Origin of the sequence: Nonomuraea sp. H19 (assembly GCF_052068215.1) — a bacterium.
Taxonomy (GTDB): domain Bacteria; phylum Actinomycetota; class Actinomycetes; order Streptosporangiales; family Streptosporangiaceae; genus Nonomuraea.
Window position 1 is genome coordinate 273,460 of the sequence record NZ_JBQHCV010000007.1, and the last position, 22,022, is coordinate 295,481.

The window sequence follows — 22,022 nt, forward strand, 5'->3', positions numbered from 1 at the left end:
TGCCAGGTCATCCGCATGGCGCAGCCCCCGACCGGCACCGGCCGAGGGCTGCGCGGCGCTACGCGCCGATCTTGTCGAGAATCCGGTCCATCTTGGCGCCGAGATCGGACTGAACAGCCTCGATCCGGTCCATCTTGGAGCCGAGATCGGACTGAACAGCCTCGATCCGGGATTCGACGGTGGCGAACCGCTCGTACATCTGCCCCTTGACCTTCGCGAATCCGGTGGCCATCTCTGACCGGACTGCCTCGAGCTCAACGTCGACGATCGCGAACCGGTCGTTCATCTCCTTCCGGACATCCGTGATGTCCGCCCTTACCCCAGCGATGTCGCCCTTCATGCCGACGATGTCGGCCTTCATGCTGGCGATGTCGAGTTGCATGTTCTCCGTGCGGTTTTTGATGTCGTGAAGCAGATCCGCGTGCCAATCCAGCTCTCTGGAGTGGTCCGACACCACTCCCCGCGCACCCTTCATGCCCACGATCCCTTCTAGGAACGTTACTCGCTCCTTCAATCCTGTGATCTCCGCCTCTACGATCACGTGCCCCTCCGTCTAGGGTGTCGGAAGGGACCTGGCTACTAACCCTAGCCGGGTCCCGCTTTTCTGTGAGCACATGATTTGCAGAGAGTGCGCGGGCCCGCCGGGGCGGTGGAGGAGCACGGGTGGAGGTTTCTTACACCCGGTCTTCGATCTCCCAGATGTGGTCGATGACGTGCCAGGCGATGCGCCGCAACGCGTAGCGGGGAGGCCAGGCGGTGGTCTGGGGCGGCTGCCAGGGGCGGGAGAGGACCTCGGCGAGCTCGGCCCGCATGGCGCCCCTGTCCCCCGGGGCCTTGAACGGCTTGTGCCGTACGCCGACCATCCTGGCGTAGCTGCGCTCGGCCTCCTCCACGTGGTTCACGATCTTGCTGCGGTCCCGCCCGCCGCCGCGCGGCCCCTTGCGCAGCTCTTCCGGGGCGGCCGCGGCCACCTCGTCGAACAGGTCCCAGGCGGCCCGCAGCAGGGCCACGCCGCGTTCGGCCGGCTCCGCCGGCAGGGGCTCCTGATCCAGGTCGGGCACCTGGTACGGCGCGCCGAAGTCGGTCACCGGAGTGCCCGGCACGCGCGCCACCACCACCGGTTCGCCCGGTGCGAACTCCAGCCCCGCCCGCTCGGCGATGATCCGGTAACGGGGCACGTATTCCATGAGGCGTTCGATGGCCGCCTCCTCGCCCTTGGCGATCCGGCACCAGCCGGGCCAGTCGAGCGAGCAGGCGAACACCTTCTTCGGGCCGAGCTCCAGGTAGAGGCGTGTCATGGCCGGTCAGCCTCCCATGCATACCTGTCAGCCGCGGTCAGGTTGAGATGAGGTCTATCAGGTCGGCCACCGAGTCGACCACCAACGAGGGGCGGTAGGGGAAGCGGTCGATCTCGTGGCGCTGGGTGACGCCGGTGAGCACGAGGATGGTGTAGAGGCCGGCTTCCATGCCGGAGATGATGTCGGTGTCCATCCGGTCGCCGATCATCGCGGTGGTCTCGCTGTGCGCCTCGATCTCGTTGAGCGCGCTGCGCATCATGCGGGGGTTGGGCTTGCCGACGAAGTAGGGGGCGACGCCGGTGGCCTTGGTGATGAGGGCGGCCACGGCGCCGCAGGCCGGCAGGGAGCCCTCGGTGGAAGGGCCGATGGGGTCGGGGTTGGTGGCGATGAAGCGGGCGCCGCCCTCGATGAGCCGGATGGCGCGGGTGATCTGGGTGAAGCTGTAGGTGCGGGTCTCGCCGAGTACCACGTAGTCGGGGTCGAGGTCGGTCAGGATGTAGCCGACCTCGTGCAGCGCCGTGGTCAGCCCGGCCTCGCCGATCACGTACGCCGACCCGCCGGGCCGCTGGTCCTCGAGGAACTGCGCGGTGGCCAGGGCGGAGGTCCAGATGGACTCGGCGGGCACCTCCAGGCCGGCGCCGGCCAGGCGCACCGAGAGATCGCGCTGGGTGTAGATGGAGTTGTTCGTCAGGACCCTGAATTTTTTGCCGGATTCGCTGAGCCGTTTGATGAATTCGTCCGCACCGGGAATCGGACGTCCCTCGTGGACCAGTACGCCGTCCATGTCGGACAACCAGGAGTCGATCCGCTTACGCTGAGTCACCCGGCCATGGTACCGAGCGCACTTTGTCCACTTCCGTTCCGGTTGGCGGGGACTGCGTGGCGCCGCTGGACGCGGCGTCCGCTACGTGAAGAATGTTCTACATGGCGTTCACTGAATCCGCGCAGGACATGCGGGAAGAGCTCATCCGTCTCAGGCACTCGCTGCACACCACGCCGGAGGTCGGCCTGCATCTCCCCCGCACCCAGGAGAAGGTGCTGGCGGCGCTGGACGGGCTGCCGCTGGAGATCAAGACGGGCACGGCGCTCAGCTCGGTCACGGCCGTGCTGCGGGGCGGCCGGCCGGGGCCCGCGGTGCTGCTGCGCGGGGACATGGACGCGCTGCCGGTGAGCGAGAAGAACGACCTGCCGTACGTGTCCCAGCTTCCCGGGCAGATGCACGCGTGCGGGCACGACCTGCACACCGCGATGCTGGCCGGGGCGGCGCACCTGCTGAGCGCGCGGCGGGAGGAGCTGGCGGGCGACGTCGTCTTCATGTTCCAGCCGGGCGAGGAGGGATACGAGGGCGCCAAGCACATGATCGGCGAGGGCGTGCTGGAGGCGGCCGGCGGCCGCCCGGTGGCGGCATACGGGATGCACGTCGTCTCCTCGATGCTGCCGCCGGGACTGTTCGCGTCGCGCCCCGGGCCGATCATGGCGGCGGCGGACGTGTTCTGCGTGACGGTGAAGGGGCGCGGCGGGCACGGCTCCAGCCCGCACCGGGCGCTGGACCCGATCCAGGCCGGGTGCGAGATGGTCACGGCGCTGCAGACGATGGTGACCAGGACGTTCGACGTGTTCGACCCGGTGGTGGTGACGGTGGGCAGCTTCCACGGCGGGTCGGCGGACAACGTGATCCCGGACGAGGCCAGGTTCGAGGCCACGGTGCGCACCTTCAGCAAGGAGAACCGGGTGCTGGTCAAGCGCAGGCTGGTGGAGGTCGTCCAGGGCATCGCGGCGGCGCACGGGCTGGAGGTCGAGGCGTCGTTCGGGATGGGCTATCCGGTGACGGTGAACGACCAGGGCGAGGCCGGGTTCGTGGGGCGGACGGCCGACGAGCTGTTCGGTCCCGGGCGGTATTTCGTCTCGCCCCAGCCGGTCATGGGGTCGGAGGACTTCTCGTACGTGCTGCAGGAGATCCCCGGGGCGTTCGTCTTCCTGGGCGCGTGCCCGCCGGACCTGGACCCGGCCACGGCGCCGTACAACCACTCGCCCGAGGCGATCTTCGACGACGCGGTGCTCCCGGACGGGGCCGCCTTGTACGCCTCCCTGGCCTTCTCCAGGCTGTCGTAGTCCATGCGCGCGTGGGCGGTGGACCGGCCCGGGCCGATGGCGTCCGGACCGCTGGTGCGCGTGGAGCGGGAGGTGCCCGAGCCGGGTCCGGGCGAGGTCCTGGTACGGGTGGAGGCGTGCGGCGTGTGCCGTACCGATCTGCACTTGGCGGAGGGCGATCTCCGGCCGCGCCGGCCGCTCACCTCGCCGGGCCATCAGGCGGTCGGCCGGGTCGTGGGCACGGAGCAGCGGGTGGGCGTGGCCTGGCTGCGGTCCACGTGCGGGAAGTGCCGCTACTGCCTGCGCGGCATGGAGAATCTGTGTCCCTCGTCCACTTATACGGGGTGGGACGCCGACGGCGGGTTCGCCGAATATCTCGTGGCGCCGGCCGGCTACGTCTATCCCCTGCCGGGTGACGTGCCGGCCGAGCGGCTGGCGCCGCTGCTGTGTGCCGGGATCATCGGCTACCGGGCGCTGGCGCGCTGCGAGCTGCCGCCGGGCGGGCGGCTCGGCATCTACGGTTTCGGGGCCTCGGCGCATCTGACCGCGCAGGCCGCCATCGCGCAGGGCGCCGTCGTGCACGCCGTCACCAGGTCGGCCGCCTCCCGGGCGCTGGCGCTGGAGCTGGGCGCCGCCTCGGCCGGGGACAGGCCGCCGGAGCCGCTGGACGCGGCCATTCTGTTCGCGCCGGTCGGCGATCTGGTGCCGCCCGCGCTGGAGGCGCTGGACCGGGGCGGGACGCTGGCCATCGCCGGCATTCACCTCACCGACGTCCCGGTGCTGAACTACGACCGGCATCTTTTTCAGGAGCGGACGCTGCGCAGCGTGACCGCCAACACCAGGGCTGACGGGCGGGCTTATCTGGAGCTCGCATTGGCGCATCCGCCTCGTGTGACGACGGTTCCGTACCCCTTCGAGGCGGCCGGCCAAGCGCTCGTTGATTTGGCAAAGGACCAGGTCAGCGGGGCTGCCGTGGTGATTTTTACTTGACTTGACACGAGTTGGCGCTTAGCGTCAACCAGAACACCTATGAAGGAAAGTTACATTAGCCTCACAACACCTGGAGATTATTGACGCGGATCTGACGCGATCGTAGTGTCCGGTCAATCCCTACTGATCCTCTAGCAGGTCCGACATCCCCCGGAGCGGCAAATGAAGCGACTGGCAGCGATAGTGACGTTGCTGGGTCTTGCCACCGCGACAGCGGCGTGCAGCGGTGGCCCTACCAACACATCCAGCGGCACCGGCGGTGGTGGCGGCCTTTTCACCGCGATCGACGTCCTCAAGCCGGGACTCGACGCGAGCGGCCCCGCCAACCCGTGGGCCCCTAAGGGCAACTCTTTCCTCGGCTACAACGCGATGAAGCTCGGGTGGACCAAGAACCACCTGACCGACCCGAACCAGTTCTACCCGGGCATCGCGGCCAGCTGGGAGATCGCCCCCGACAACTCCTCGATCACCCTCCACCTGCAGCCGAACGGCAAGTGGTCCGACGGCAAGCCGGTGACGGCCGACGATGTGAAACTGTCCATCGGGCTGGCCTACACCACCGGCAGCACCGCCTTCTCGACCACGCCGGGCGCGGCGGGCGCGGCGGCCGACGTGCAGGTCGTCGACGCCAAGACGGTCAAGGTAACCCAGGATATGTCGAACCCCAGCGCCAAGTTCGCGCGGGGCGTCATGGACAACTGGGTCGTGCCGGCCCACGTGTGGAGCAGCCTGCTGCCCGCCGACTTCTGGGAGAAGCTGAAGACCTCGCGCGGCACCGGCGACGCGGCCGACAAGGCCCGCGAGGAGATCCTCGCGCTGGGCCAGAAGGTCCTGGCCTTCGCCCCGCCGAAGGACATCTCGGCCGGCCCGTTCGTGCTGGAGCGGGTGAACCCGGGCGAGGCGCTGCTGCTGAAGAACAAGAGCTTCTACAACGCCGCGAACGTCGTCCCCGACCAGGTCAAGCTGCTCAACTTCGGCGGCAACGAGCAGATCTGGAACTACCTGAGCGCCGGCAAGCTCGACCACGCCGGCTTCACCGCGATGCCCACCGACGTGATGAACCGGATCAAGCAGGCGCCCGGCTCCAACGTCATCAAGGGCTTCTCGCCGGTGGCCCTCGGCCTGGCGTTCAACCAGACGAAGAAGCCGTACGACAACGTGCACGTGCGCCGCGGCCTGGCGTACCTGATCGACCGCGACCAGGTGACCAAGGTGGCCTCGCCCGAGGGTGGCACCCCGGCCGTCACGACCAGCGGCATCCACCAGAAGCCCGCGCAGGAGTGGATCGGCCCCGAGCTGTCCAGCCTGGAGCCGTACAAGCACGACGTGGCCAAGGCGGAGGCGGAGTTCAAGGCGGCCGGCCTGAAGAAGACCGGCGGCAAGTGGACGCTGGCCGACGGCACGCCGTGGAAGATGACCATGCACGCGCCGGCCGGGTTCTCCGACTGGATCTCCGCGGAGGAGAACATCAAGAGCCAGCTCGTCGACAACGGCGTGGACGCGGAGGTCGTGACCGTCGCCGACTACCCCGTCTACCTCGAGGAGCTCGCGGCCGGCAAGTACGACGCCGGCCTGTGGCTGATGGCGCTCGGCCCGGCGCCGTACGACATCTTCCAGCGCCTCTACGGCGCCTCCAACGGCTGGACCAACGTCGCCGGCAAGGTCGCGCACAGCGCGCCCGGCAAGGCCGGCAACTGGATGGGCGGCAAGGAGGAGATCGACGTCGAAGGCGTCGGCAAGGTCAACCCGGGTGAGCTGACGGCCAAGCTGAACGCGGTCTCCGCAGAGGAGGCCAAGCCGATCATGGCGCAGCTGGCCAAGGCCGCCAACCAGGACCTCCCGGCTATCCAGCTGTGGGACTACGTGAACAGCCAGTTCACCAACACCACCCGGTTCACCGGGTGGCCGGAGCAGGACAGCGACGTGCTGCGCCTGCCCGCGGGGGTCTGGATCCAACTCGGCATGGTGAAGAAGAAGCAGTAACTTATGGTTGTCATCGCACGCCGACTCGCGGGCCATCTGGCCCGCGGGGTCGTCATGATCCTGGTCGTAGCGACGATCAGTTTCTTCATTGTCAGGAGCATCCCGGGCGACCCCGTCGCCGCCAACGTGCAGAAGCTGATCGAGCAGGGCATGGCCCCGGAGGCGGCAGAGCAGGCGACACGCGTGCTCTACGGTTTCCAGCCGCGGGGCTCGCTCTGGGCTCAGTACAGCGACTACATGTCCGGGCTGCTCACCTTCGATCTGGGCCAGTCGGTCACCCACGCCGGCGCGCCCGTCACGCAGGTGCTGGCCGACGCGGCCAAGTGGACCGTTCTACCGGTGCTGGCGGGCACGCTGCTGAGCTTCTTCGTCGGGATCGTCCTGGGCGTGTACGCCGCCATCAAGCGCAGCGGCAAGCTCGGCGACATCCTGGCGATCTCCGGGTCGCTGCTGCACGGTGTCCCGCAGTACGTGCTGGGGCTGCTGCTGGGCGCGATCTTCGCCACGCTCATCCCGATCCTGCCGGCCGACGGCCCGGTGGACATCCTGTACGAGCCCGGGTTCAACGCCGGATACATCGGCTCACTGGTCCAGCACGCGGTGCTGCCGGTGGCGACGTACGCGCTGGCCGCGTACGGCGGGTGGATCCTGGCGATGAAGTCGAGCGTCGTCACGGTGCTCGGCGACGACTTCATCCTCGCGGCGGAGCTGCGCGGGATGAAGCGGTCGATCATCTTCAGGTACATCATGCGCAACGCGATCCTGCCCCTGTTCACGATCCTGGCGCTGTCGCTCGGCCTGCTGCTGGGCGGCGCGGTGTTCATCGAGCGGATCTTCAACTATCCGGGGCTCGGGCTGCTGCTGATCGAGAGCATCACGATGCGCGACTACGCGCTGATGGGCGGGGCGTTCCTGCTGATCACCGTGTCCATCATCGTGGCGAACATCGTCGCCGACCTGTTCTACAGCGTGATCGACCCGCGGGTTCGCAGCGGGGAGGAGGTGACCTCATGAGCGTGCTCCTGGAAAGCTCGTCGAGCAGCGCGGCCATGCGGCGCAATTTCTGGTCCGGCGTGTGGCGGGTGATGAAGCGCAAGCCCAGCCGCATGGTGGGCGTGGTGCTCATGCTCGGGTTCGCGCTCATGGGCGTGTTCGGGCCGATGCTGTACCCGGACCCGCTGCCCCGTGACACGAACCAGATCACCAGGCCGCCGAGCTGGGAGCATTGGCTGGGCACCGACGACCAGGGCCGGGACGTGATCGCCCTGGTGGTCACCGGGTCCCGCTACGTGCTGCTGGCCGCGCTCGTGACCGCCGTCATCACGGTGGTCGTGGGCACCGCGATCGGGCTGTTCTCCGGCTTCAAGCGGGGCCGCTGGGACAACGTGCTCATGCGGCTGACCGACATGAAGCTGACCATCCCCGGCCTGCCGCTGCTGCTGGTGCTGTCCACCGTGTGGAAGTTCAGCAGCGCCGTGCAGATGGGCCTGGTGCTGGGACTGCTCAGCTGGGGCGGTGTGGCGCGGGCGGTGCGCTCGCAGACGCTGTCGCTGCGCGAGCGGGGCTTCATCGAGGCGGCGCGCGGGCTGGGCCTGTCCACGTCGCACATCGTGGGCAAGGAGCTGCTGCCCAGCATGGCGCCGTACATCGCGATGAACATGCTGATCGCGATCACCGGCGGCGTCTACGCGCAGGTCGGCCTGTTCTTCCTGGGCGTGCTGCCGTACGAGTCCAACAACTGGGGCCAGATGCTCAACACGGCCGTGTTCCGCTCCGGAGCGCTGACCGTGCCGAGCGGGCTCGGCTTCCTGCTGGGGCCGCTGCTGGCGATCCTGCTGCTGACCCTGGCCATCGTGCTGGTGGTCGACGCCATGGACGAAATCTTCAACCCCCGGCTGCGCGAGGAGTAAAGGTGGCCCAGCAAACAACAGGGCGAGCGCCGGGAGTGCGCGTCGGCGACCTCACGGTCGTCTACAAGACCCCCGCGGGCGAACTGCCCGCCGTCAGGAACGTCAGCCTGACTCTGGAGCCGGGCACGATCACCGGCATCGTCGGCGAGTCCGGCTCGGGCAAGTCCACGCTGGCGCTGTCACTGCTGAACGCGGTGCAGCCGCCCGGCAGGATCGCCGCCGGCAGCGTCGAGATCGACGGGCTGGGCGACGTGGTGGGCCTGCGCGGCGAGGAGCTGCGCAAGGCCCGCGGCAAGCACATCGGGTACGTCTTCCAGGCGGCCCAGAACTCGCTCAACCCGCTCAAGACCGTCGGCAAGCAGCTGCTCGACCTGGGCCGCTCGCACGGCGTGGACGATCTGCGCGGGCTGGTGCGCGAGGCCAAGGAGCTGCTCGGCCGGATGGGGCTGGACGGCGCCAGGGTCCTCGACTCGCACCAGCACGAGCTGTCCGGCGGCATGCGCCAGCGCGTCGGCATCATGCTGGCGCTGGTGCTCAACGCCCACCTGGTCGTGCTGGACGAGCCGACGACCGCACTCGACATGATCACGCAGGCCAACATCCTGAAGATCGTGCGCGAGGTGCACGCCGAGCGCGGCCTGACGACGCTGGTCATCACGCACGACATCGGCGTGGTGGCCGAGGTGGCCGACCGGCTCGCGGTCATGTACGGCGGCCGCCTGGTCGAGCAGGGCCCGACCCGGCAGGTGCTCGGCGCGCCCCGGCACCCGTACACCAGAGGGCTGATCAGGGCCATTCCGCGGCTCGTCGGCGACATAGCGGAGGCCCAGGCGCTGCCGGGGCGGCCGCCGACGCTGGCGACCGTGCCGAAGCAGGGCTGCGTGTTCAGGGAGCGGTGCGAGCTGCGCATGGACGTGTGCGACACCGTGGACCCGCAGGCCCATGTCGATCAGGGCGCGGATGGGCCGCGGACCGTGGCCTGCCACGCCGTGACCGTGAAGGAGCATGTGTGATCACCGGGACTGGCATCGTCAAGACGTTCAAGCAGCGCGGCAAGGTGCTCGCGAGCCGGGAGGTGCGGGCGCTGCGCGGCGTGGACTTCGCGATCCCGAGAGGCGGCGCGGCGTCGTTCATCGGCGAGTCCGGGTGCGGCAAGACCACGCTGGGGCGGATCATCGCGGGGCTGGAGACGTACGACGAGGGTGAGATCACCATCGGTGACGTCGCCATGTCGCCGCTCAAGCACAAGCAGCGCGAGCCGCACTTCCGCAAGATCCAGCTCATCCACCAGGACCCGTACTCGGCGCTGAACCCGACCAGGACCATCCACCAGACGCTGCACGCGCCGCTCACCTTGCGGGCCAGGCAGACGGGGCGGTCGCGGTCGTGGATGGAGGAGCGCGCGGCCGAGGTGCTGTCGCTGGTCGGCCTGGACCCGGGCTCGGTGCTGTCGCGCTACCCGCACCAGCTGTCGGGCGGCATGCGGCAGCGGGTCGTCATCGCCAGGGCGCTGACCGTGGACCCGGAGATGCTGGTCGCGGACGAGGCCGTGTCGATGATCGACGTGTCGCTGCGGCTGGGCATCCTGGCGCTGCTGAAGGATCTGCGCGAGCGGCTGGGTGTGAGCGTGCTGTTCATCACGCACGACGTGGCCACCGCCCGCTACATCGGCGACGACGGCGAGCTGTACGTCATCTACCGCGGCCAGGTCGTCGAGCGCGGCCCGGTGGACACGGTCATCGCCGACCCCGTGCACCCGTACACGCAGGCGCTGCTGTCGGCGATCCCGGTGCTGCACGGCCTGGAGCAGCCCGGCGAGCAGCCGGTGGTGCCGCTGGAGTCGCTGAACGAGAGCCAGGCGGACGAGGGCTGCCTGTTCGCCCGCCGCTGCCCGTTCCGCGGCGAGCGGTGCACGAGCGAGCGGCCGCTGCTGCAGCTGACTGAACGCGTGCCGCAGGAGCACGCGTGCTTCTACCCTGAGCGGCGCAGCGTGATCGCCCGCCCGATGAGCGAGGTGTGATGGCGCACCCGGTGCGGGCCGCCATGTCGGCTCCTGGGCTCGCCGAGGCGGCACGGGTCGCCACCGCCGCGCTGACACTGGACGCCGGGGAGGCCGGCGCCCTCGTCGAGCGGCTGTCGCGGCCACCCGCCGAGCGGCGGTGGACGGCGCTGGCGACCGACGGCGGCGTCGTGATGGCGTCCATGTCCGGCAAGGACCCGGCGGCCGGGCACGTCGACCTGCTGGCCGTGCACCCCTCGGCCCAGGGCGAGGGACGCGGCCGGGCGCTGGTGCGGGCGGCCGAGGAGTGGCTGCGCGAGCAGGGCGCGCGGCAGGCCCGCTTCGCCGGGAACCCGCCCTGCTACGCCTGGCCCGGCATCGACGTGCGCTACACCGCCGCCGCCTGCCTGGCCGAGAGTCTCGGCTACGAGTTCTATCGCGGGGCCTGGAACATGACGGTGGACCTGAGCACGGACCTGTCCGTCGAGGACGACCTCGCCCGGCTGGAGGAGGCGGGTGTGGCCGTGCGCGCGGCGGGCGAGGACCGTGAGCGGGTCGCCGCGTTCGTCGCCGGGCACTGGAACGAGCGGTGGGCGTGGGAGGCGGCCAACGCGGCCGGGCTGCACTACGCCGAGCGCGACGGCAAGATCCTGGCCTTCGCCGCCTGGGGGGCACGACCCGCCTGGTTCGGCCCCATGGGCACCGCGCCGGACGCCCGCGGGCTGGGCCTGGGCCGGGTGCTGCTGCGCAGGTGCCTGGCCGAACAGCGGACCGCTGGACAGTCCACCGCCCAGATCTCGTGGGTGGGACCGTTGGGGTTCTACTCGCGGGCCGTGGGCGCGCGAGCCGAACGCGTCTTCTGGCTCTACCGGCGCGACCTGGTGTGATGTCACGCATAGAGCAGTCGTCCTTGTGGGCGTCCCGGCGGCGGGCACAGGTCGCGGGGGTCCTCTCCCGTCTCCAGGCGCCGTCTCAGCGCGCCGGAGCCCCAGAGGTCGTCCAGGAACGGCTCGAGCCGCAGGTCGTCAGGGTAGAGCGTGCGGGCCGCGTACAGCATCGACAGGCCGGTCAGCACGGGACGGAAGGCGTCCCGGTCGTGCACGTGCAGCTGCACCCCGCGTACGGGGACGCCGGCGTGCTTGTGGAAGGCCGGTGTGAACCAGACGTCCCGGAAGCGCACGCCGGGCAGGCCGAGCGCGGCCAGCGCGGCGGCGAAGCGCGCGTCGGCATAGGGGGCGCCGACCAGCTCGAACGGCCTGGTCGTGCCGCGGCCCTCGGAGAAGTTCGTGCCCTCGAACAGGCTGGTGCCCGGGTAGACCAGCGCGGTGTCCAGGGTCGGCATGTTGACCGACGGCATCACCCACGGCAGCCCCGTCGCGTCGAAGGCCAGCTCGCGCCGCCAGCCCGCCATCTCGACCACGGTGAGGTCCACGTCGAACCCGAACAACTGGGCCAGCTCCCCTGCCGTCCTGCCGTGCCGCACGGGCAGCGGGTACCTGCCCACGAAACTGGCGAACGCCGGATCGAGCGGCGGGCCCTCCGTCACGCTCCCGCCGAGCGGATTGGGCCGGTCCAGCACCACGAACCGCAGCCCCAGCCGGGTGGTCGACTCCATCAGGTCGTACATGGTCCAGACGTAGGTGTAACAGCGGGTCCCCACGTCGGCGATGTCGAAGACCAGCGTGTCGACGCCGGAGGCGGCCACCACCCGGTCCAGCCCCGCTCCCGAGAGCTTGTGGGTGTCGTAGACCGGCAGGCCGGTCCTCTCGTCCACGGTGTCGCTCTCGCTGCCGTCCGCCTGCGCGGTGCCGCGCAGGCCGTGCTCGGGGCCGAACATGGCGGTCAGGTTCACTCCGGCGGCCAGCAGCGCGACCGGCGTCGGCGTCAGGTCGGAAAGGACCCCGGTCGGGTTGGTGATCAGCCCGAGGCGGGCGCCTCCGGCGAGTGCCGGCTCCGCGACCAGCCGTTCGGCACCAGTTCTCACACTTCGCATGAATCCATTGTTCTGAAAGATATTTACAAGAGGGAAGAAAAAGGTGGAAATTAGCGTCATGATTGATCCGCTACCCGAGCTGTCCACCGAGCAGAGCGATCCCCGCTACAGCCAGATCGACCGGCTGCCGACGGAGCAGATCGCCCGACTGATGAACCAGGCCGACGCCGCCGTGCCGGCCGCCGTCGCGGTGGCCATCCCGGCCATCTCGGCGGCCATCGACGCGATCTCCGCGAGGATGGCCGAGGGAGGCCGGCTGCTGTACGTCGGCGCCGGCACCTCGGGGCGGCTCGCCGTGCTCGACGCCAGCGAGTGCCCGCCCACGTTCGGCACGGATCCCTCGCTGGTGCAGGGCATCATCGCCGGCGGGCCCGACGCGCTGACCCGGTCCGTCGAGGGTGCGGAGGACGACCCCGAGGCGGGCGGCGCCGCCATCAAGGACCTGGAGGCGGGCCCGCTCGACTCGGTGGTCGGCGTGTCGGCCAGCGGGCGGGCCCCTTTCGTGCTCGGTGCGCTGGCGGAGGCGTCCGGCCGCGGCGCGCTCACCGTGAGCCTGTCGTGCAACGCGGGCGCGCCGTTGTCGGCCGCCGCCGAGCACGCGATCGAGGTCGTCGTGGGACCTGAGGTGGTGGCCGGCTCGACCAGGCTCAAGGCCGGCACGGCGCAGAAGCTCGTGCTGAACATGATCTCCACGATCTCCATGGTCAAGCTCGGCCGCACCTACGGCAACAAGATGATCGAGATGTCCGCGATGAACACGAAGCTGGCCGACCGGGCGCTGCGCATGGTCAGCGACATCACCGGCGCCGACCACGACACGGCGAGCGCCGCGCTGGACGCGGCCGGCGGGCAGGCGAAGATCGCGGTGCTGATGATCCAGCACGGGCTCGGCGCGGACGAGGCCCGCGCGCTGCTGTCCTCGCACGGTGAGCGGCTCAGCGACGCGCTGAGCGGCTGAGGGGGCTTCACGGGGGCGGCTAACGGGGAGGGGGCGGGGATGTCACAGCGGCTCGAGTCGATCCTGGCGCGCGCGGTGCCGCGGGTCTGCTCGGCCGCGGTCGCGCTGATCGCCGTGGACGGCCGCGTGGCCGCCGCGGCCGCCGCCGGCGAGCTCGTACGGTACGCCGGCGCCGACGGCGCCCTGGCCGTCGAGCGCCCGCCCGCGCGCCACGACTCGATCTTCGACCTGGCCTCGATCACCAAGCTGTTCACTACGGTCGTGCTGCTCTCGCTGGCCGAGGAGGGCCGCATCGGCCTGGACGAGCCGGTCGTCTCCTGGATCCCGGGCGCTGCGGGACGCGATCGGCGGATCACGCCGCGCCGGCTGCTCACCCACACCGCGGGCCTGGTCCCGACCCGCCGCATCGACCTGGAGCTGCCCGGCGCCGATCCGGCCGAACGCATGGCCGTGATGCTGACCACGCCGGTCACCCACCCCGTCGGCGGGCCCTACCTCTACAGCGACGTCGGCATGGTCATGGCGGGCCGGCTGGCCGAGCTCGCCGGCGGCGCGCCGCTCGACGCGCTCGTGCGCTCGCGGGTGACCGGCGTGCTCGGGCTGGCCGACACCGGCTACCGGCCGCACGCGCCGGCCCGGATCGCCGCCACCGAGTGGAAGCCGGAGCGCCGGGGGCCCGGCTGCGTGCGCGGCGAGGTGCACGACGAGACCGCGTACGCGCTGGGCGGCGTGGCGGGGCACGCGGGGGTGTTCGCCACGGCCGGCGACCTGCTGGCCTTCGGGGAGACGCTGCGGCTGGGCGGCGGGCCGGTGCTGAGGCCGGAGAGCGTGGCCGAGATGGCGCGCGACCAGGGGGCCGAGGGCGCCGCCTTCCGCCACGGGCTGGGCGTGCGGATCGGCGACCCGGCCATCGTGGGTCCCTTGAGCGCGAGCTCCGGCGCGTACGGGCACTCGGGGTTCACCGGCACCTCGCTCGTGATCGACCCCGCGCGGCGGCTCACCGTGGTGCTGCTGACCAACGCCGTCCACCCCGTACGGGGCCGCGACGGCATCCGCGGGCTGCGTCATGCGGTGGCCGCCGAAGCGCTGTCCCTCCGGGACGGCGGCTAGGGCGCCAGCGCCTCCAGCGCCTCCTCGGCCCGGCGCATCGCCTCCTTGGCGTCAGCCGTGACGATCTCGCGAACGAAGTTGAGGTCGTGGAAGACGTCCGTCACGCCCTTGGCGGCCAGCTCGGCCACATCCTCCTTGATCTTGTCGTACGTACCGGTCAGCAGCCGGTCTCCGGCCGCCCCGACCTGGGTGACGCCGCGGCACACGATGCGGAACCCGGCCGCGTCCCGCCCCGACTCGGCCAGCGCCCCCTTGATCAGATCCACCCGGCCGGCGATGGCCGACAGGTCCTCCCTGCTGGCGCTCACCCACCCGTCGGCCAGCCGCGCGGCGCGGCGCAGCGCGACCTCGGCGGTGCCGCCGAGCAGGATCCGCGGCGGCCCCGGCACCGGTTTGGGGTCGATGTGGGACGGCGGCACCCGGTAGAAGTCCCCGTCGTGCTCCACCACGTCGTCCGTCCACGCCTTGCGGAGCACCTCGACGAACTCCTCGCCCCTGCGCCCGCGCCGCTCGAAGCCGACGCCCGCCGCCGCGAACTCCTCCGGCAGCCAGCCGAGCCCGATGCCCGCCGTGATCCGGCCGCCGGCGACCGTCTGGAGCGTGGCGAGCTGCTTGGCCAGCACCACCGGCTGCACGTACGCGTTGATCACGGCCACGCCGAGCCCGATCCGCTCGGTCAGGGCCGACAGGTGGGCCAGCGTGATCAGCGGGTCGTGCACGCTGCGGTACGTCGGCCCCATCGGGTGCCCGACGGGGTAGAGGACGCGCTGGAACGTCCACAGCTCGTGATAGCCGAGCTTCTCGGCCCGCCGCGCGACGCGGCGCATGTTCTCGGGCGTGGCCCAGGGCCCTGACTGCGGTACGGCGAAACCGATTCTCATGCACCCTAGTCTGTACGAGTGGGTCTGCAGGAGAAGCTGGCGGGGATAGCCGCGGCGTACGGCGGCGCGGGCACGCCCGTGTTGCACCCGACGCGCACCGATGTGGTGGTGTTACGCAGAGGCGAGGTCGTGGTCAAGGCGCATTCCGCCCGCGACGACGTCGAGTCGTTGCGCGTGCGGCTGCGGGCCGCCGCGTCGGCCGCCGCCAGCGGCGTGATGCTGGCCCCGCTCGACCCCGAGGTGCTGGCGGCCGAGGGCCGCGCGGTCACGGTCTGGCCCGCGGGGCGCCCGGTGGCGCAGGACGACCCCGGCTCCGCGCCGTGGGAGGAAGGGGCGCGGCTGCTGGCCCGGTTGCACGCCATCCCCCTCACGTTGCTGCCGCCGCTGCCCGCCGCGGGCGGCCCGGCGCGCGCCGCCCGCGCGGTGGAGCGCATGAGCGGTGACGGGCCCGTGGAGCAGCTCATCAGGCGGGCGTTCAAGGAGCTGCCCGGCGCGGCGCCGGCACCGGGGCTGTTCACGCACGGCGACTGGCATCTGGGCCAGCTCGTCCGCCGCGACCACTGGCTGCTCATCGACGTCGACGACCTCGGTGTCGGCGACCCGGCGTGGGACCTGGCCAGACCGGCCGCCTGGTACGCGGCGGGGCTGCTGGATCCGGCCGTCTGGGAGCGCTTCCTGGGGGCGTACCTGGCCGCCGGCGGGCCCGCGCTCGGCCCGGGAGACGACCCGTGGCGGCGGCTCGACCTGCCGGCCAGGGCGCTGACGATCCAGCTCGCCGCGGTGGCCGTGGTCAACGCCGAGCGGGAGGGCCGGGAACTGGACGAGGTCGAACATTCGTTGGTCGAATCGTGCAACAGAATCGTCCGAGCGTGACGGGGTTGCGCGCGGTAGGTTTCATGCTGGAGACCCAAGCCAAGGAGAGCGACTTAGATGCAGTGCCCTAAGTGCCGCGGGAACATGCGGACCTATGAGCGCAACGGCGTCCACATCGAACAGTGCGACAACTGCCGTGGGATCTTCCTGGACTACGGTGAGCTGGAGACCCTGACCAGGATGGAGACGCAGTACCACGCGGCTCCCCCGCCGCCGCCCGCCCCCGGTCCGGCCTGGGGCGCGCCGCACGGCGGCCACGGCGGCCACGGCGGCCACTACGGTCACCACCGCCAGCGCAGCTGGGTGGGCATGCTGTTCTCGACCTGACTCGGAAAGGGCCGCGCATCAGGACACTGGTGCGCGGCCCGAACCGCGCCCGCCGGAAGCGGGCAGGCGGCTCAGCCGGGGAAGTCGTCCGGGTCCACGGGCGAGGTCCGGGCGTTGCCGCCCGAGATCGCGTGCAGCGTGATCCGCCAGTCGTGCCAGAGGATCTGCGTCGCGGTGAAGGTGGTCTTGAACTTCACCGTCTTCTGGAAGCGCTCGAAGCTGCACTCGCGGGTGAACGCCTTGCTCTTGCCGTCCCAGTCCACGCCGTGGGTGAAATAGATCTTGTAGTTGCCGTCCCGCACGCCTCTGATCTTGAACTTCGCCTTCTTGCGCACGTAGACGCTGAGCGCCTTGCTGCTGCCCTTCATGACGGTGACCACGGCGTCGCGCGTGGCGCCGTTGTTGATCTCCAGCGAGCTGCGGCCGTTGAGCGTGCTCTTGAGGATGAACGAGCCGTTGCCGAGCCGCCTGGTCTGCTTGCGCCCGGCCTTGACGTCGACGACGTCGGCGGGGAAGTCGCCGGCGCTCTGCAGGGCCTCGCCGGCCTCGTCGAGCGCGGCCAGCTTGTCGTCGAGGTCGGTGAGCACGGCCGACGGCGTGCACAGGTCCCTGGCGCCGACCTTGCCGGCCGTGGTGGCCAGATCGGTGGCGAAGTTGCGCAGGCTGGTCACGTACGCCTCGTGCTGGGCGCGTACGGCGTCGGGCGGGGCGAGCCCGGCCAGCGCGTCGGCCGCGCCGCTCAGCGCCTCCTCGGCGCGGGCGACCCGCTGGTCCAGCGACTTGACGCCGCGCGCGGCCACCATCGCCTTGATCGCCGCCGACATCGCCTTGTGACGGCTGCCGAGCTCGCTCTTGTACGCCTCGGGCGTCAGGGCGCTCGGGCTCGGACTGCTGCCGGCCGCTGTGCCGCCATCGGTGGCGGGTGCGCCGCCCTTGCCACCGGCCACGCCGCTGACCTTGGACTCGCCACCCGTGGGCAACGGCGCGGGCGAGGAACACGCGCTGAGTGTGAGCACTGCTGATGCGAGAACGCAGGAGATCAACCGGGGTGCAGCCACCTGCCACACTATCGCCCGGTTGATCCCTGTCCGTCAATCAGAGCCCGTCGATCATGATTCGGTAAGGCCCCGTTCCCGATCCTGCCGCAGCCAGCGGGTGATGCCGATGGTCTCCAGGAACGGCAGGTCGTGGCCGGCCACGACGAGCGCCCCCCGATACGCCGACAGCGCCTGCGCGAGCTGGCGGACGCTGGGCATGTCGAGGTTGTTGGTCGGCTCGTCGAGCAGGAGCAACTGCGGCGGCGGCTCCGCCGACAGCAGCGCGGCCAGCGTGGCGCGGAAACGCTCGCCGCCCGACAGCGTGCCGACGGCCTGGTTGACCCGCTCGCCCCTGAACAGGAAGCGCGCCAGGCGGCCCCGTACCTCGTTGACCGAGGCGGAGGGCGCCACGGCGCGTACGTTGTCCACCACGCTCAGCGCGTCGTCCAGCAGGTCGAGCCGCTGCGGCAGGTAGCGGACCGGCACGTGGGCGCCGTGCTCGGCGATCCGCTTGAGCAGCGTCGTCTTGCCCGAGCCGTTCGGCCCGAGCAACGCGATCCGCTCCGGCCCCCGGATGACCAGCGTCTCCAGCACCGCCATCCGCGCCGCCGGCTCATCGCTCTCGCCTTGGGGCTGAGGCGCACCCGGTGGTGGGGCCGCCCCCTGCGGTGTGGCCGCGCCTTGGGACGGGTCCGCGCCTTGGGACGGGTCCGCGTGGGCGGGGCCGGGCTCCTGGAGACCGGTATTCCGGGCCGGTGGCGGGTCGAGCGGGAGGGTCAGGACCGTGCGGCCGGCGGGCACCTCGGTGCCCGGCAGCTCGATGCGGATCTCCGCGTCGTCGCGCACGGCCTGCTCGGCCTCGTTCAGCCGCCCCCGGGCCTCCTCCAGCTTCTCCAGGTGCAAGGTGCGCTGCTTTCCCGCGGTCACCTGCGCCTTCCGCTTGAGGGCGCCCGCGACGATCTTCGGCACGCTGGAGGCCGCCTTCTTGCCGGCGCGGATGTTCCTGTCGATCTTGATTCTGGCCTCGATCAGCTCCCGCTGCTGCCGTCGCACGTCGCCCTCCGCGGTGCGCACCGTGCGCATGGCGGACTCCTGCTCGGTCGCGACCTGCTCCTCGTAGTCGAGGAGATTGCCGCCGTACATGCGCACCACGCCGTCGCGCAGCTCGGCGACCTGGTCGACGAGCTCGAGCAGCGACCGGTCGTGGCTCACCACGACCAGCACTCCTTGCCAGGCGGACACGGCCGCGTAGAGCCGCTCCCGCGCGTCGAGGTCGAGGTTGTTCGTGGGCTCGTCGAGCAGCAGCACGTCGGGCCGTTTCAGCAGCTGGGCGGCCAGCGCGACCATGATGGTCTCACCGCCGGACAGCGTGCCGACCGTGCGGTCCAGCCCGATGTGGGCCAGCCCGAGCCGGTCGAGCTCGGCCCGCGCCCGCTCCTCGACGTCCCAGTCGTCCCCGATGGCGGTGAAGTGCTCCTCCGCCACGTCGCCGCTCTCGATGGCGTGCAGCGCCGCCCGCTTCCCGCTGATCTCCAGCAGGTCTGAGACGGTACGGGCGGCCGCGAGCGGGACGTTCTGCGGCAGGTAGCCCACCTCCCCCGAGACGGAGACCGACCCGGACTGCGGGACCAGCTCCCGCGCCATGATCTTCAGCAGGGTGGACTTGCCCGACCCGTTGACCCCGATGAGGCCGGTACGCCCGGCGGGGAAGGCGGCGTCGAGCGCGTCGAGCACGGTGGTGCCGTCGGGCCAGCCGAAGGACACGTGATCGACGACAATGGAAAAAGACATAAGGCGGCTCCCATCACAAAAATCGAAATTTCGTGACTTGGCGGGAATCACCGCAGATGCACGCGACACACGGGAGCACAAGCCGAACTCGGCAAGGAGGGGCGAAGAGGTCCCCAGAGGTCCAGGTGTGCGCGCATGCCCATGACAGGGCGGAACGGCGCGGTGCCCGCGACCTCAGATCCTCACGTCAACTGCCCCCACTGCTCGGCGATAGGACGTGTGAAAGCCTATGCGACGCGCAGATCATCTGACAAGGTGCCTGGCCCGGTGCGCCGCGACGTTGACCCTGTTCGCGCAGGCCAGCGAGCAGAACCGGCGCCGCCCGTTGCGCGAGGTGTCCACGTAGACGATCTCGCACCCGTCCCTGTCGCACCGCCCGAGTCGCTGGCCGCCGGAAAACGACATGGCCATGGCCAGGCCGCCCGCGGTGGTGTCCTTGGCCCTGGCGACGATGTCGGCGTCCGGGGAGTAGAAGTGCAGGTGGGGCTCGCGGCCGTCGTGCGCGCTGATGTACGGCTTGGCCGCGGTGACGTCGAGCAGCTCGTTGATCAGCTTGATCTGGACGTCCTGGTCGAGCTCACCGAACACCGGGTCGAGCCGGCGCGCCCACACCTGCAGTTCGCCGGCCTGTCCGGCGGTGATGGCGGTGCGCAGGAGGCGGTGCTCGATCAGCATCGCCTCGACCGCGGGCGCGCTGAAGTCCGTCGCGTTGACCAGCGCCGCCGCGAGGGCCGCCCCGTTGCCGCCGTAAGCGTTGAAATGCATAAGGCCATTACATCAGGCTGGAGACATGCACTCCAGCGATCTGCACGATCCCTTCTCCCTGACCGTCGTCTCCTCACACCACACCTCCGAAGGGCTGGTCTCCTACCTTCGCTGCGCCTGCGGCGCCTGGGAGATGCGCACCGCCCATCTGGTCGCCACCGCGACCCCGGCGCACGCGCGGTCGATCACGGCCATCGACTGACCCGGCCCTGTCGCCTTAGAGTCTGCTCAACACCGTCCAGGAGGCCAGGCATGTCGAGCATTCCCGCCCTGCTACGCGACCGGATCGCGGCGACCCCAGACGCCGAGGCGTACCGAGTGCCCTCAACCGGCGGCTGGTCATCGATGTCATGGCGGGAGGTGGGCGAGCGAGTGCGCGGGCTGGCGCTGGGCCTGGCGGAACTCGGCGCCGGACCCGGCACGCGGGTGTCCATCCTGTGCTCCACCAGGCTCGAGTGGATCCTGACCGACCTGGCCGTGCTGGCCACGGGAGCGGCCACGACCACGATCTACCCGTCCAACACGGCCGCCGAGGCCGCCTTCGTCATCACCGACTCCGGCAGCACGATCGTCATCGCCGAGAACGACGACCAGGTCGCCAAGATCAGGTCCGTGCGGAAGGAACTGCCCGGCGTCACGCACGTTGTGGTCATCGACGGCACGCCCGGCGACGACGGCTGGGTGGTCACCCTCGACTCGGTGAGCGGCGGAGAGGGCGACTACGACGCGATGGTGGACGCCATCGCCCAGGACGACCTGGCCACGCTCATCTACACCTCCGGCACCACCGGCCGGCCCAAGGGCGTGGAGCTGACCCACGACAACTGGCTCTACGCCGCCGGCGCCGTCCGCGAAATCGGCCTGATCTCCGAGGCCGACCTGCACTTCCTGTGGCTGCCGCTGTCCCACTCGTTTGGCAAGCTGCTGGAAGTGGTGATGATCGAGATCGGGGTGCCGACCGCGATCGACGGCCGCCTCGACAAGATCGCCGACAACCTCGGGGTGCTCAAGCCGACGATCATGGCGGCCGCGCCGCGCATCTTCGAGAAGATCCACAACACGGTCGCCGCCACCGTGCGGCGCGAGGGCGGCGTCAAGCTGAAGATCTTCAACTGGGCCCGTGCGACCGGCATCCGGGTCAGCAAGGCGCGCCAGGCGGGCGCGACGATCCCGCTCACCACCCGCATCGAGTACGCCCTCGCCGACCGTCTGGTCTTCGCCAAGCTCCGCGACCGGTTCGGCGGCCGGATCCGCTACTTCGTCTCCGGCGCGGCCCCGCTGTCCCTGGAGATCGCCGAGTTCTTCGACGCGGCCGGCCTGACCATCCTGGAGGGCTACGGCCTGACCGAGTCGTCGGCGGGCAGCTTCTTCAACCGGCCGGAGTCGGTGAAGTTCGGCACGGTCGGGCCGCCGCTGCCGGGCACCGGGGTCCGCATCGCCGAGGACGGCGAGATCCTGATCGGCGGGCGCGGCATCATGCGCGGCTACCACAACCTGCCGGATGAGACGGCGGCGGCGCTGGAGGACGGCTGGCTGCACACGGGCGACATCGGCGAGCTGGACTCGGCCGGACGGCTGGTCATCACCGACCGCAAGAAGGAGCTGATCAAGACCTCGGGCGGCAAGTACGTCGCGCCGACGTACCTGGAGGGCCGGATCAAGGCGGCCTGCCCGTACGTGTCGCACGTGTTCGTGCACGGCGACCGGCGCAACTACTGCACGGCCCTGGTCACGCTCGACATGGACGTGGTCAGGCCGTGGGCGCAGGCCGAGTCGCTGCCCACCGACCCGGAGGAGCTGCGCGAGCACCCGCGCATGCGCGCGGAGATCGAGAAGGCGATCAATGAGGTCAACGCGGACCAGGCCGGCTACGCCACGGTGAAGAAGTTCGCGATCCTGGCGGACGACTTCGCCGTGGAGACCGGCGAGCTGACGCCCAGCCTGAAGATCAAGCGCAAGGCGGTCGAGGAACGCCACGGCAAGACCCTGGACTCCTTCTACGACGGGTAGGTCCAG

22 protein-coding genes are annotated in these 22,022 nt (G+C 70.6%); 14 read left to right on the forward strand and 8 right to left on the reverse strand.

Features of this window, described 5'->3' with window-relative positions:
- Window positions 1-58 precede the first annotated feature (58 nt).
- The 3 genes from ACTMTI_RS17695 to ACTMTI_RS17705 all read right to left on the reverse strand — a co-directional run bounded on the left by ACTMTI_RS17695 (window position 59) and on the right by ACTMTI_RS17705 (window position 2,121).
- Complete coding sequence (locus ACTMTI_RS17695; protein WP_441121459.1) at window positions 59-541, reverse strand: hypothetical protein; 483 nt, start codon at window positions 539-541, stop codon at window positions 59-61.
- A gap of 133 nt (window positions 542-674) precedes the next feature.
- On the reverse strand, window positions 675-1,298 hold the full coding sequence (locus ACTMTI_RS17700; protein ID WP_441121460.1) for a hypothetical protein: 624 nt from the start codon (window positions 1,296-1,298) through the stop codon (window positions 675-677).
- Between the two features lie 37 nt (window positions 1,299-1,335).
- Complete coding sequence (locus ACTMTI_RS17705; protein WP_441121462.1) at window positions 1,336-2,121, reverse strand: HAD-IIA family hydrolase; 786 nt, start codon at window positions 2,119-2,121, stop codon at window positions 1,336-1,338.
- Window positions 2,122-2,222: 101 nt separating this feature from the next.
- On the opposite strand from ACTMTI_RS17705, the gene ACTMTI_RS17710 reads away from it, so the two are divergent.
- The 8 genes from ACTMTI_RS17710 to ACTMTI_RS17745 all read left to right on the forward strand — a co-directional run bounded on the left by ACTMTI_RS17710 (window position 2,223) and on the right by ACTMTI_RS17745 (window position 11,158).
- The gene (locus ACTMTI_RS17710; RefSeq protein ID WP_441121463.1) at window positions 2,223-3,410 is read left to right on the forward strand and encodes a M20 metallopeptidase family protein; all 1,188 of its coding nucleotides are present in this window, start codon (window positions 2,223-2,225) and stop codon (window positions 3,408-3,410) included.
- A 3-nt stretch (window positions 3,411-3,413) separates the two neighbouring features.
- Window positions 3,414-4,379 carry a zinc-dependent alcohol dehydrogenase family protein gene (locus ACTMTI_RS17715; protein WP_441121464.1) on the forward strand — a complete coding sequence of 322 codons (966 nt, stop codon included), beginning with the start codon at window positions 3,414-3,416 and terminating at the stop codon, window positions 4,377-4,379.
- Window positions 4,380-4,541: 162 nt separating this feature from the next.
- The gene (locus ACTMTI_RS17720) at window positions 4,542-6,362 is read left to right on the forward strand and encodes an ABC transporter substrate-binding protein (protein WP_441121466.1); all 1,821 of its coding nucleotides are present in this window, start codon (window positions 4,542-4,544) and stop codon (window positions 6,360-6,362) included.
- Window positions 6,363-6,365: 3 nt separating this feature from the next.
- Window positions 6,366-7,376, forward strand: coding sequence for an ABC transporter permease (locus ACTMTI_RS17725; RefSeq protein ID WP_441121468.1), 1,011 nt, complete (start codon window positions 6,366-6,368; stop codon window positions 7,374-7,376).
- Window positions 7,373-8,272 carry an ABC transporter permease gene (locus ACTMTI_RS17730; RefSeq protein ID WP_441121469.1) on the forward strand — a complete coding sequence of 300 codons (900 nt, stop codon included), beginning with the start codon at window positions 7,373-7,375 and terminating at the stop codon, window positions 8,270-8,272. The genes ACTMTI_RS17725 and ACTMTI_RS17730 overlap by 4 nt, the downstream gene beginning before the upstream one ends.
- A gap of 2 nt (window positions 8,273-8,274) precedes the next feature.
- Window positions 8,275-9,285: an ABC transporter ATP-binding protein gene (locus tag ACTMTI_RS17735; RefSeq protein WP_441121470.1), complete on the forward strand. Its 1,011-nt coding sequence runs from the start codon at window positions 8,275-8,277 to the stop codon at window positions 9,283-9,285.
- On the forward strand, window positions 9,282-10,292 hold the full coding sequence (locus tag ACTMTI_RS17740; RefSeq protein WP_441121471.1) for an ABC transporter ATP-binding protein: 1,011 nt from the start codon (window positions 9,282-9,284) through the stop codon (window positions 10,290-10,292). The genes ACTMTI_RS17735 and ACTMTI_RS17740 overlap by 4 nt, the downstream gene beginning before the upstream one ends.
- Window positions 10,292-11,158 (forward strand): GNAT family N-acetyltransferase, encoded by an 867-nt coding sequence (locus ACTMTI_RS17745; RefSeq protein WP_441121646.1) that lies wholly within the window; start codon window positions 10,292-10,294, stop codon window positions 11,156-11,158. The genes ACTMTI_RS17740 and ACTMTI_RS17745 overlap by 1 nt, the downstream gene beginning before the upstream one ends.
- 2 nt (window positions 11,159-11,160) lie before the next feature.
- Here ACTMTI_RS17745 and ACTMTI_RS17750 read toward each other — a convergent pair whose 3' ends face one another.
- Window positions 11,161-12,264, reverse strand: a complete 1,104-nt coding sequence (locus ACTMTI_RS17750) for an exo-beta-N-acetylmuramidase NamZ family protein (protein ID WP_441121472.1) — start codon at window positions 12,262-12,264, stop codon at window positions 11,161-11,163.
- 58 nt (window positions 12,265-12,322) lie between these two features.
- Between ACTMTI_RS17750 and murQ the strand changes: the two genes are divergently transcribed.
- Both murQ and ACTMTI_RS17760 read left to right on the forward strand, forming a co-directional pair.
- Window positions 12,323-13,222, forward strand: coding sequence for an N-acetylmuramic acid 6-phosphate etherase (gene murQ, locus ACTMTI_RS17755; RefSeq protein ID WP_441121473.1), 900 nt, complete (start codon window positions 12,323-12,325; stop codon window positions 13,220-13,222).
- A 39-nt stretch (window positions 13,223-13,261) separates the two neighbouring features.
- Window positions 13,262-14,332, forward strand: a complete 1,071-nt coding sequence (locus ACTMTI_RS17760) for a serine hydrolase domain-containing protein (protein WP_441121474.1) — start codon at window positions 13,262-13,264, stop codon at window positions 14,330-14,332.
- Here the strand turns inward: ACTMTI_RS17760 and ACTMTI_RS17765 are convergent.
- Window positions 14,329-15,213, reverse strand: coding sequence for a TIGR03619 family F420-dependent LLM class oxidoreductase (locus ACTMTI_RS17765; RefSeq protein ID WP_441121475.1), 885 nt, complete (start codon window positions 15,211-15,213; stop codon window positions 14,329-14,331). The two genes, ACTMTI_RS17760 and ACTMTI_RS17765, sit on opposite strands and share 4 nt — an antisense overlap.
- Before the next feature lie 18 nt (window positions 15,214-15,231).
- Here ACTMTI_RS17765 and ACTMTI_RS17770 point away from each other — a divergent pair, with 18 nt between their 5' ends.
- Window positions 15,232-16,086, forward strand: a complete 855-nt coding sequence (locus ACTMTI_RS17770; RefSeq protein WP_441121476.1) for a phosphotransferase family protein — start codon at window positions 15,232-15,234, stop codon at window positions 16,084-16,086.
- Between the two features lie 57 nt (window positions 16,087-16,143).
- Window positions 16,144-16,413 (forward strand): zf-TFIIB domain-containing protein, encoded by a 270-nt coding sequence (locus ACTMTI_RS17775; protein WP_441121477.1) that lies wholly within the window; start codon window positions 16,144-16,146, stop codon window positions 16,411-16,413.
- Window positions 16,414-16,484: 71 nt separating this feature from the next.
- On the opposite strand, the gene ACTMTI_RS17780 is transcribed toward ACTMTI_RS17775, so the two are convergent.
- The 3 genes from ACTMTI_RS17780 to ACTMTI_RS17790 form a co-directional block, all read right to left on the reverse strand.
- Window positions 16,485-17,429 (reverse strand): hypothetical protein, encoded by a 945-nt coding sequence (locus tag ACTMTI_RS17780; RefSeq protein ID WP_441121478.1) that lies wholly within the window; start codon window positions 17,427-17,429, stop codon window positions 16,485-16,487.
- Between the two features lie 93 nt (window positions 17,430-17,522).
- Window positions 17,523-19,241 (reverse strand): ABC-F family ATP-binding cassette domain-containing protein, encoded by a 1,719-nt coding sequence (locus ACTMTI_RS17785; RefSeq protein WP_441121479.1) that lies wholly within the window; start codon window positions 19,239-19,241, stop codon window positions 17,523-17,525.
- A gap of 243 nt (window positions 19,242-19,484) precedes the next feature.
- Window positions 19,485-20,006, reverse strand: coding sequence for a CGNR zinc finger domain-containing protein (locus tag ACTMTI_RS17790; RefSeq protein WP_441121481.1), 522 nt, complete (start codon window positions 20,004-20,006; stop codon window positions 19,485-19,487).
- Window positions 20,007-20,031: 25 nt separating this feature from the next.
- On the opposite strand from ACTMTI_RS17790, the gene ACTMTI_RS17795 reads away from it, so the two are divergent.
- Both ACTMTI_RS17795 and ACTMTI_RS17800 read left to right on the forward strand, forming a co-directional pair.
- The gene (locus ACTMTI_RS17795) at window positions 20,032-20,208 is read left to right on the forward strand and encodes a hypothetical protein (RefSeq protein WP_441121483.1); all 177 of its coding nucleotides are present in this window, start codon (window positions 20,032-20,034) and stop codon (window positions 20,206-20,208) included.
- 50 nt (window positions 20,209-20,258) lie between these two features.
- Window positions 20,259-22,016 carry an AMP-dependent synthetase/ligase gene (locus tag ACTMTI_RS17800; RefSeq protein WP_441121484.1) on the forward strand — a complete coding sequence of 586 codons (1,758 nt, stop codon included), beginning with the start codon at window positions 20,259-20,261 and terminating at the stop codon, window positions 22,014-22,016.
- Window positions 22,017-22,022: the final 6 nt, after the last annotated feature.

What these genes read in the sequence shown, in the direction of transcription:
- ACTMTI_RS17700 (WP_441121460.1), bottom strand. Translation starts at nt 1,298, where the DNA reads ATGACACGCCTCTACCTGGAGCTCGGCCCGAAGAAGGTGTTCGCCTGC.
- ACTMTI_RS17710 (WP_441121463.1), top strand. Translation starts at nt 2,223, where the DNA reads ATGGCGTTCACTGAATCCGCGCAGGACATGCGGGAAGAGCTCATCCGT.
- ACTMTI_RS17715 (WP_441121464.1), top strand. Translation starts at nt 3,414, where the DNA reads ATGCGCGCGTGGGCGGTGGACCGGCCCGGGCCGATGGCGTCCGGACCG.
- ACTMTI_RS17720 (WP_441121466.1), top strand. Translation starts at nt 4,542, where the DNA reads ATGAAGCGACTGGCAGCGATAGTGACGTTGCTGGGTCTTGCCACCGCG.
- ACTMTI_RS17725 (WP_441121468.1), top strand. Translation starts at nt 6,366, where the DNA reads ATGGTTGTCATCGCACGCCGACTCGCGGGCCATCTGGCCCGCGGGGTC.
- ACTMTI_RS17730 (WP_441121469.1), top strand. Translation starts at nt 7,373, where the DNA reads ATGAGCGTGCTCCTGGAAAGCTCGTCGAGCAGCGCGGCCATGCGGCGC.
- ACTMTI_RS17745 (WP_441121646.1), top strand. Translation starts at nt 10,292, where the DNA reads ATGGCGCACCCGGTGCGGGCCGCCATGTCGGCTCCTGGGCTCGCCGAG.
- ACTMTI_RS17750 (WP_441121472.1), bottom strand. Translation starts at nt 12,264, where the DNA reads ATGCGAAGTGTGAGAACTGGTGCCGAACGGCTGGTCGCGGAGCCGGCA.
- murQ (WP_441121473.1), top strand. Translation starts at nt 12,323, where the DNA reads ATGATTGATCCGCTACCCGAGCTGTCCACCGAGCAGAGCGATCCCCGC.
- ACTMTI_RS17760 (WP_441121474.1), top strand. Translation starts at nt 13,262, where the DNA reads ATGTCACAGCGGCTCGAGTCGATCCTGGCGCGCGCGGTGCCGCGGGTC.
- ACTMTI_RS17765 (WP_441121475.1), bottom strand. Translation starts at nt 15,213, where the DNA reads ATGAGAATCGGTTTCGCCGTACCGCAGTCAGGGCCCTGGGCCACGCCC.
- ACTMTI_RS17775 (WP_441121477.1), top strand. Translation starts at nt 16,144, where the DNA reads ATGCAGTGCCCTAAGTGCCGCGGGAACATGCGGACCTATGAGCGCAAC.
- ACTMTI_RS17785 (WP_441121479.1), bottom strand. Translation starts at nt 19,241, where the DNA reads ATGTCTTTTTCCATTGTCGTCGATCACGTGTCCTTCGGCTGGCCCGAC.
- ACTMTI_RS17790 (WP_441121481.1), bottom strand. Translation starts at nt 20,006, where the DNA reads ATGCATTTCAACGCTTACGGCGGCAACGGGGCGGCCCTCGCGGCGGCG.
- ACTMTI_RS17795 (WP_441121483.1), top strand. Translation starts at nt 20,032, where the DNA reads ATGCACTCCAGCGATCTGCACGATCCCTTCTCCCTGACCGTCGTCTCC.
- ACTMTI_RS17800 (WP_441121484.1), top strand. Translation starts at nt 20,259, where the DNA reads ATGTCGAGCATTCCCGCCCTGCTACGCGACCGGATCGCGGCGACCCCA.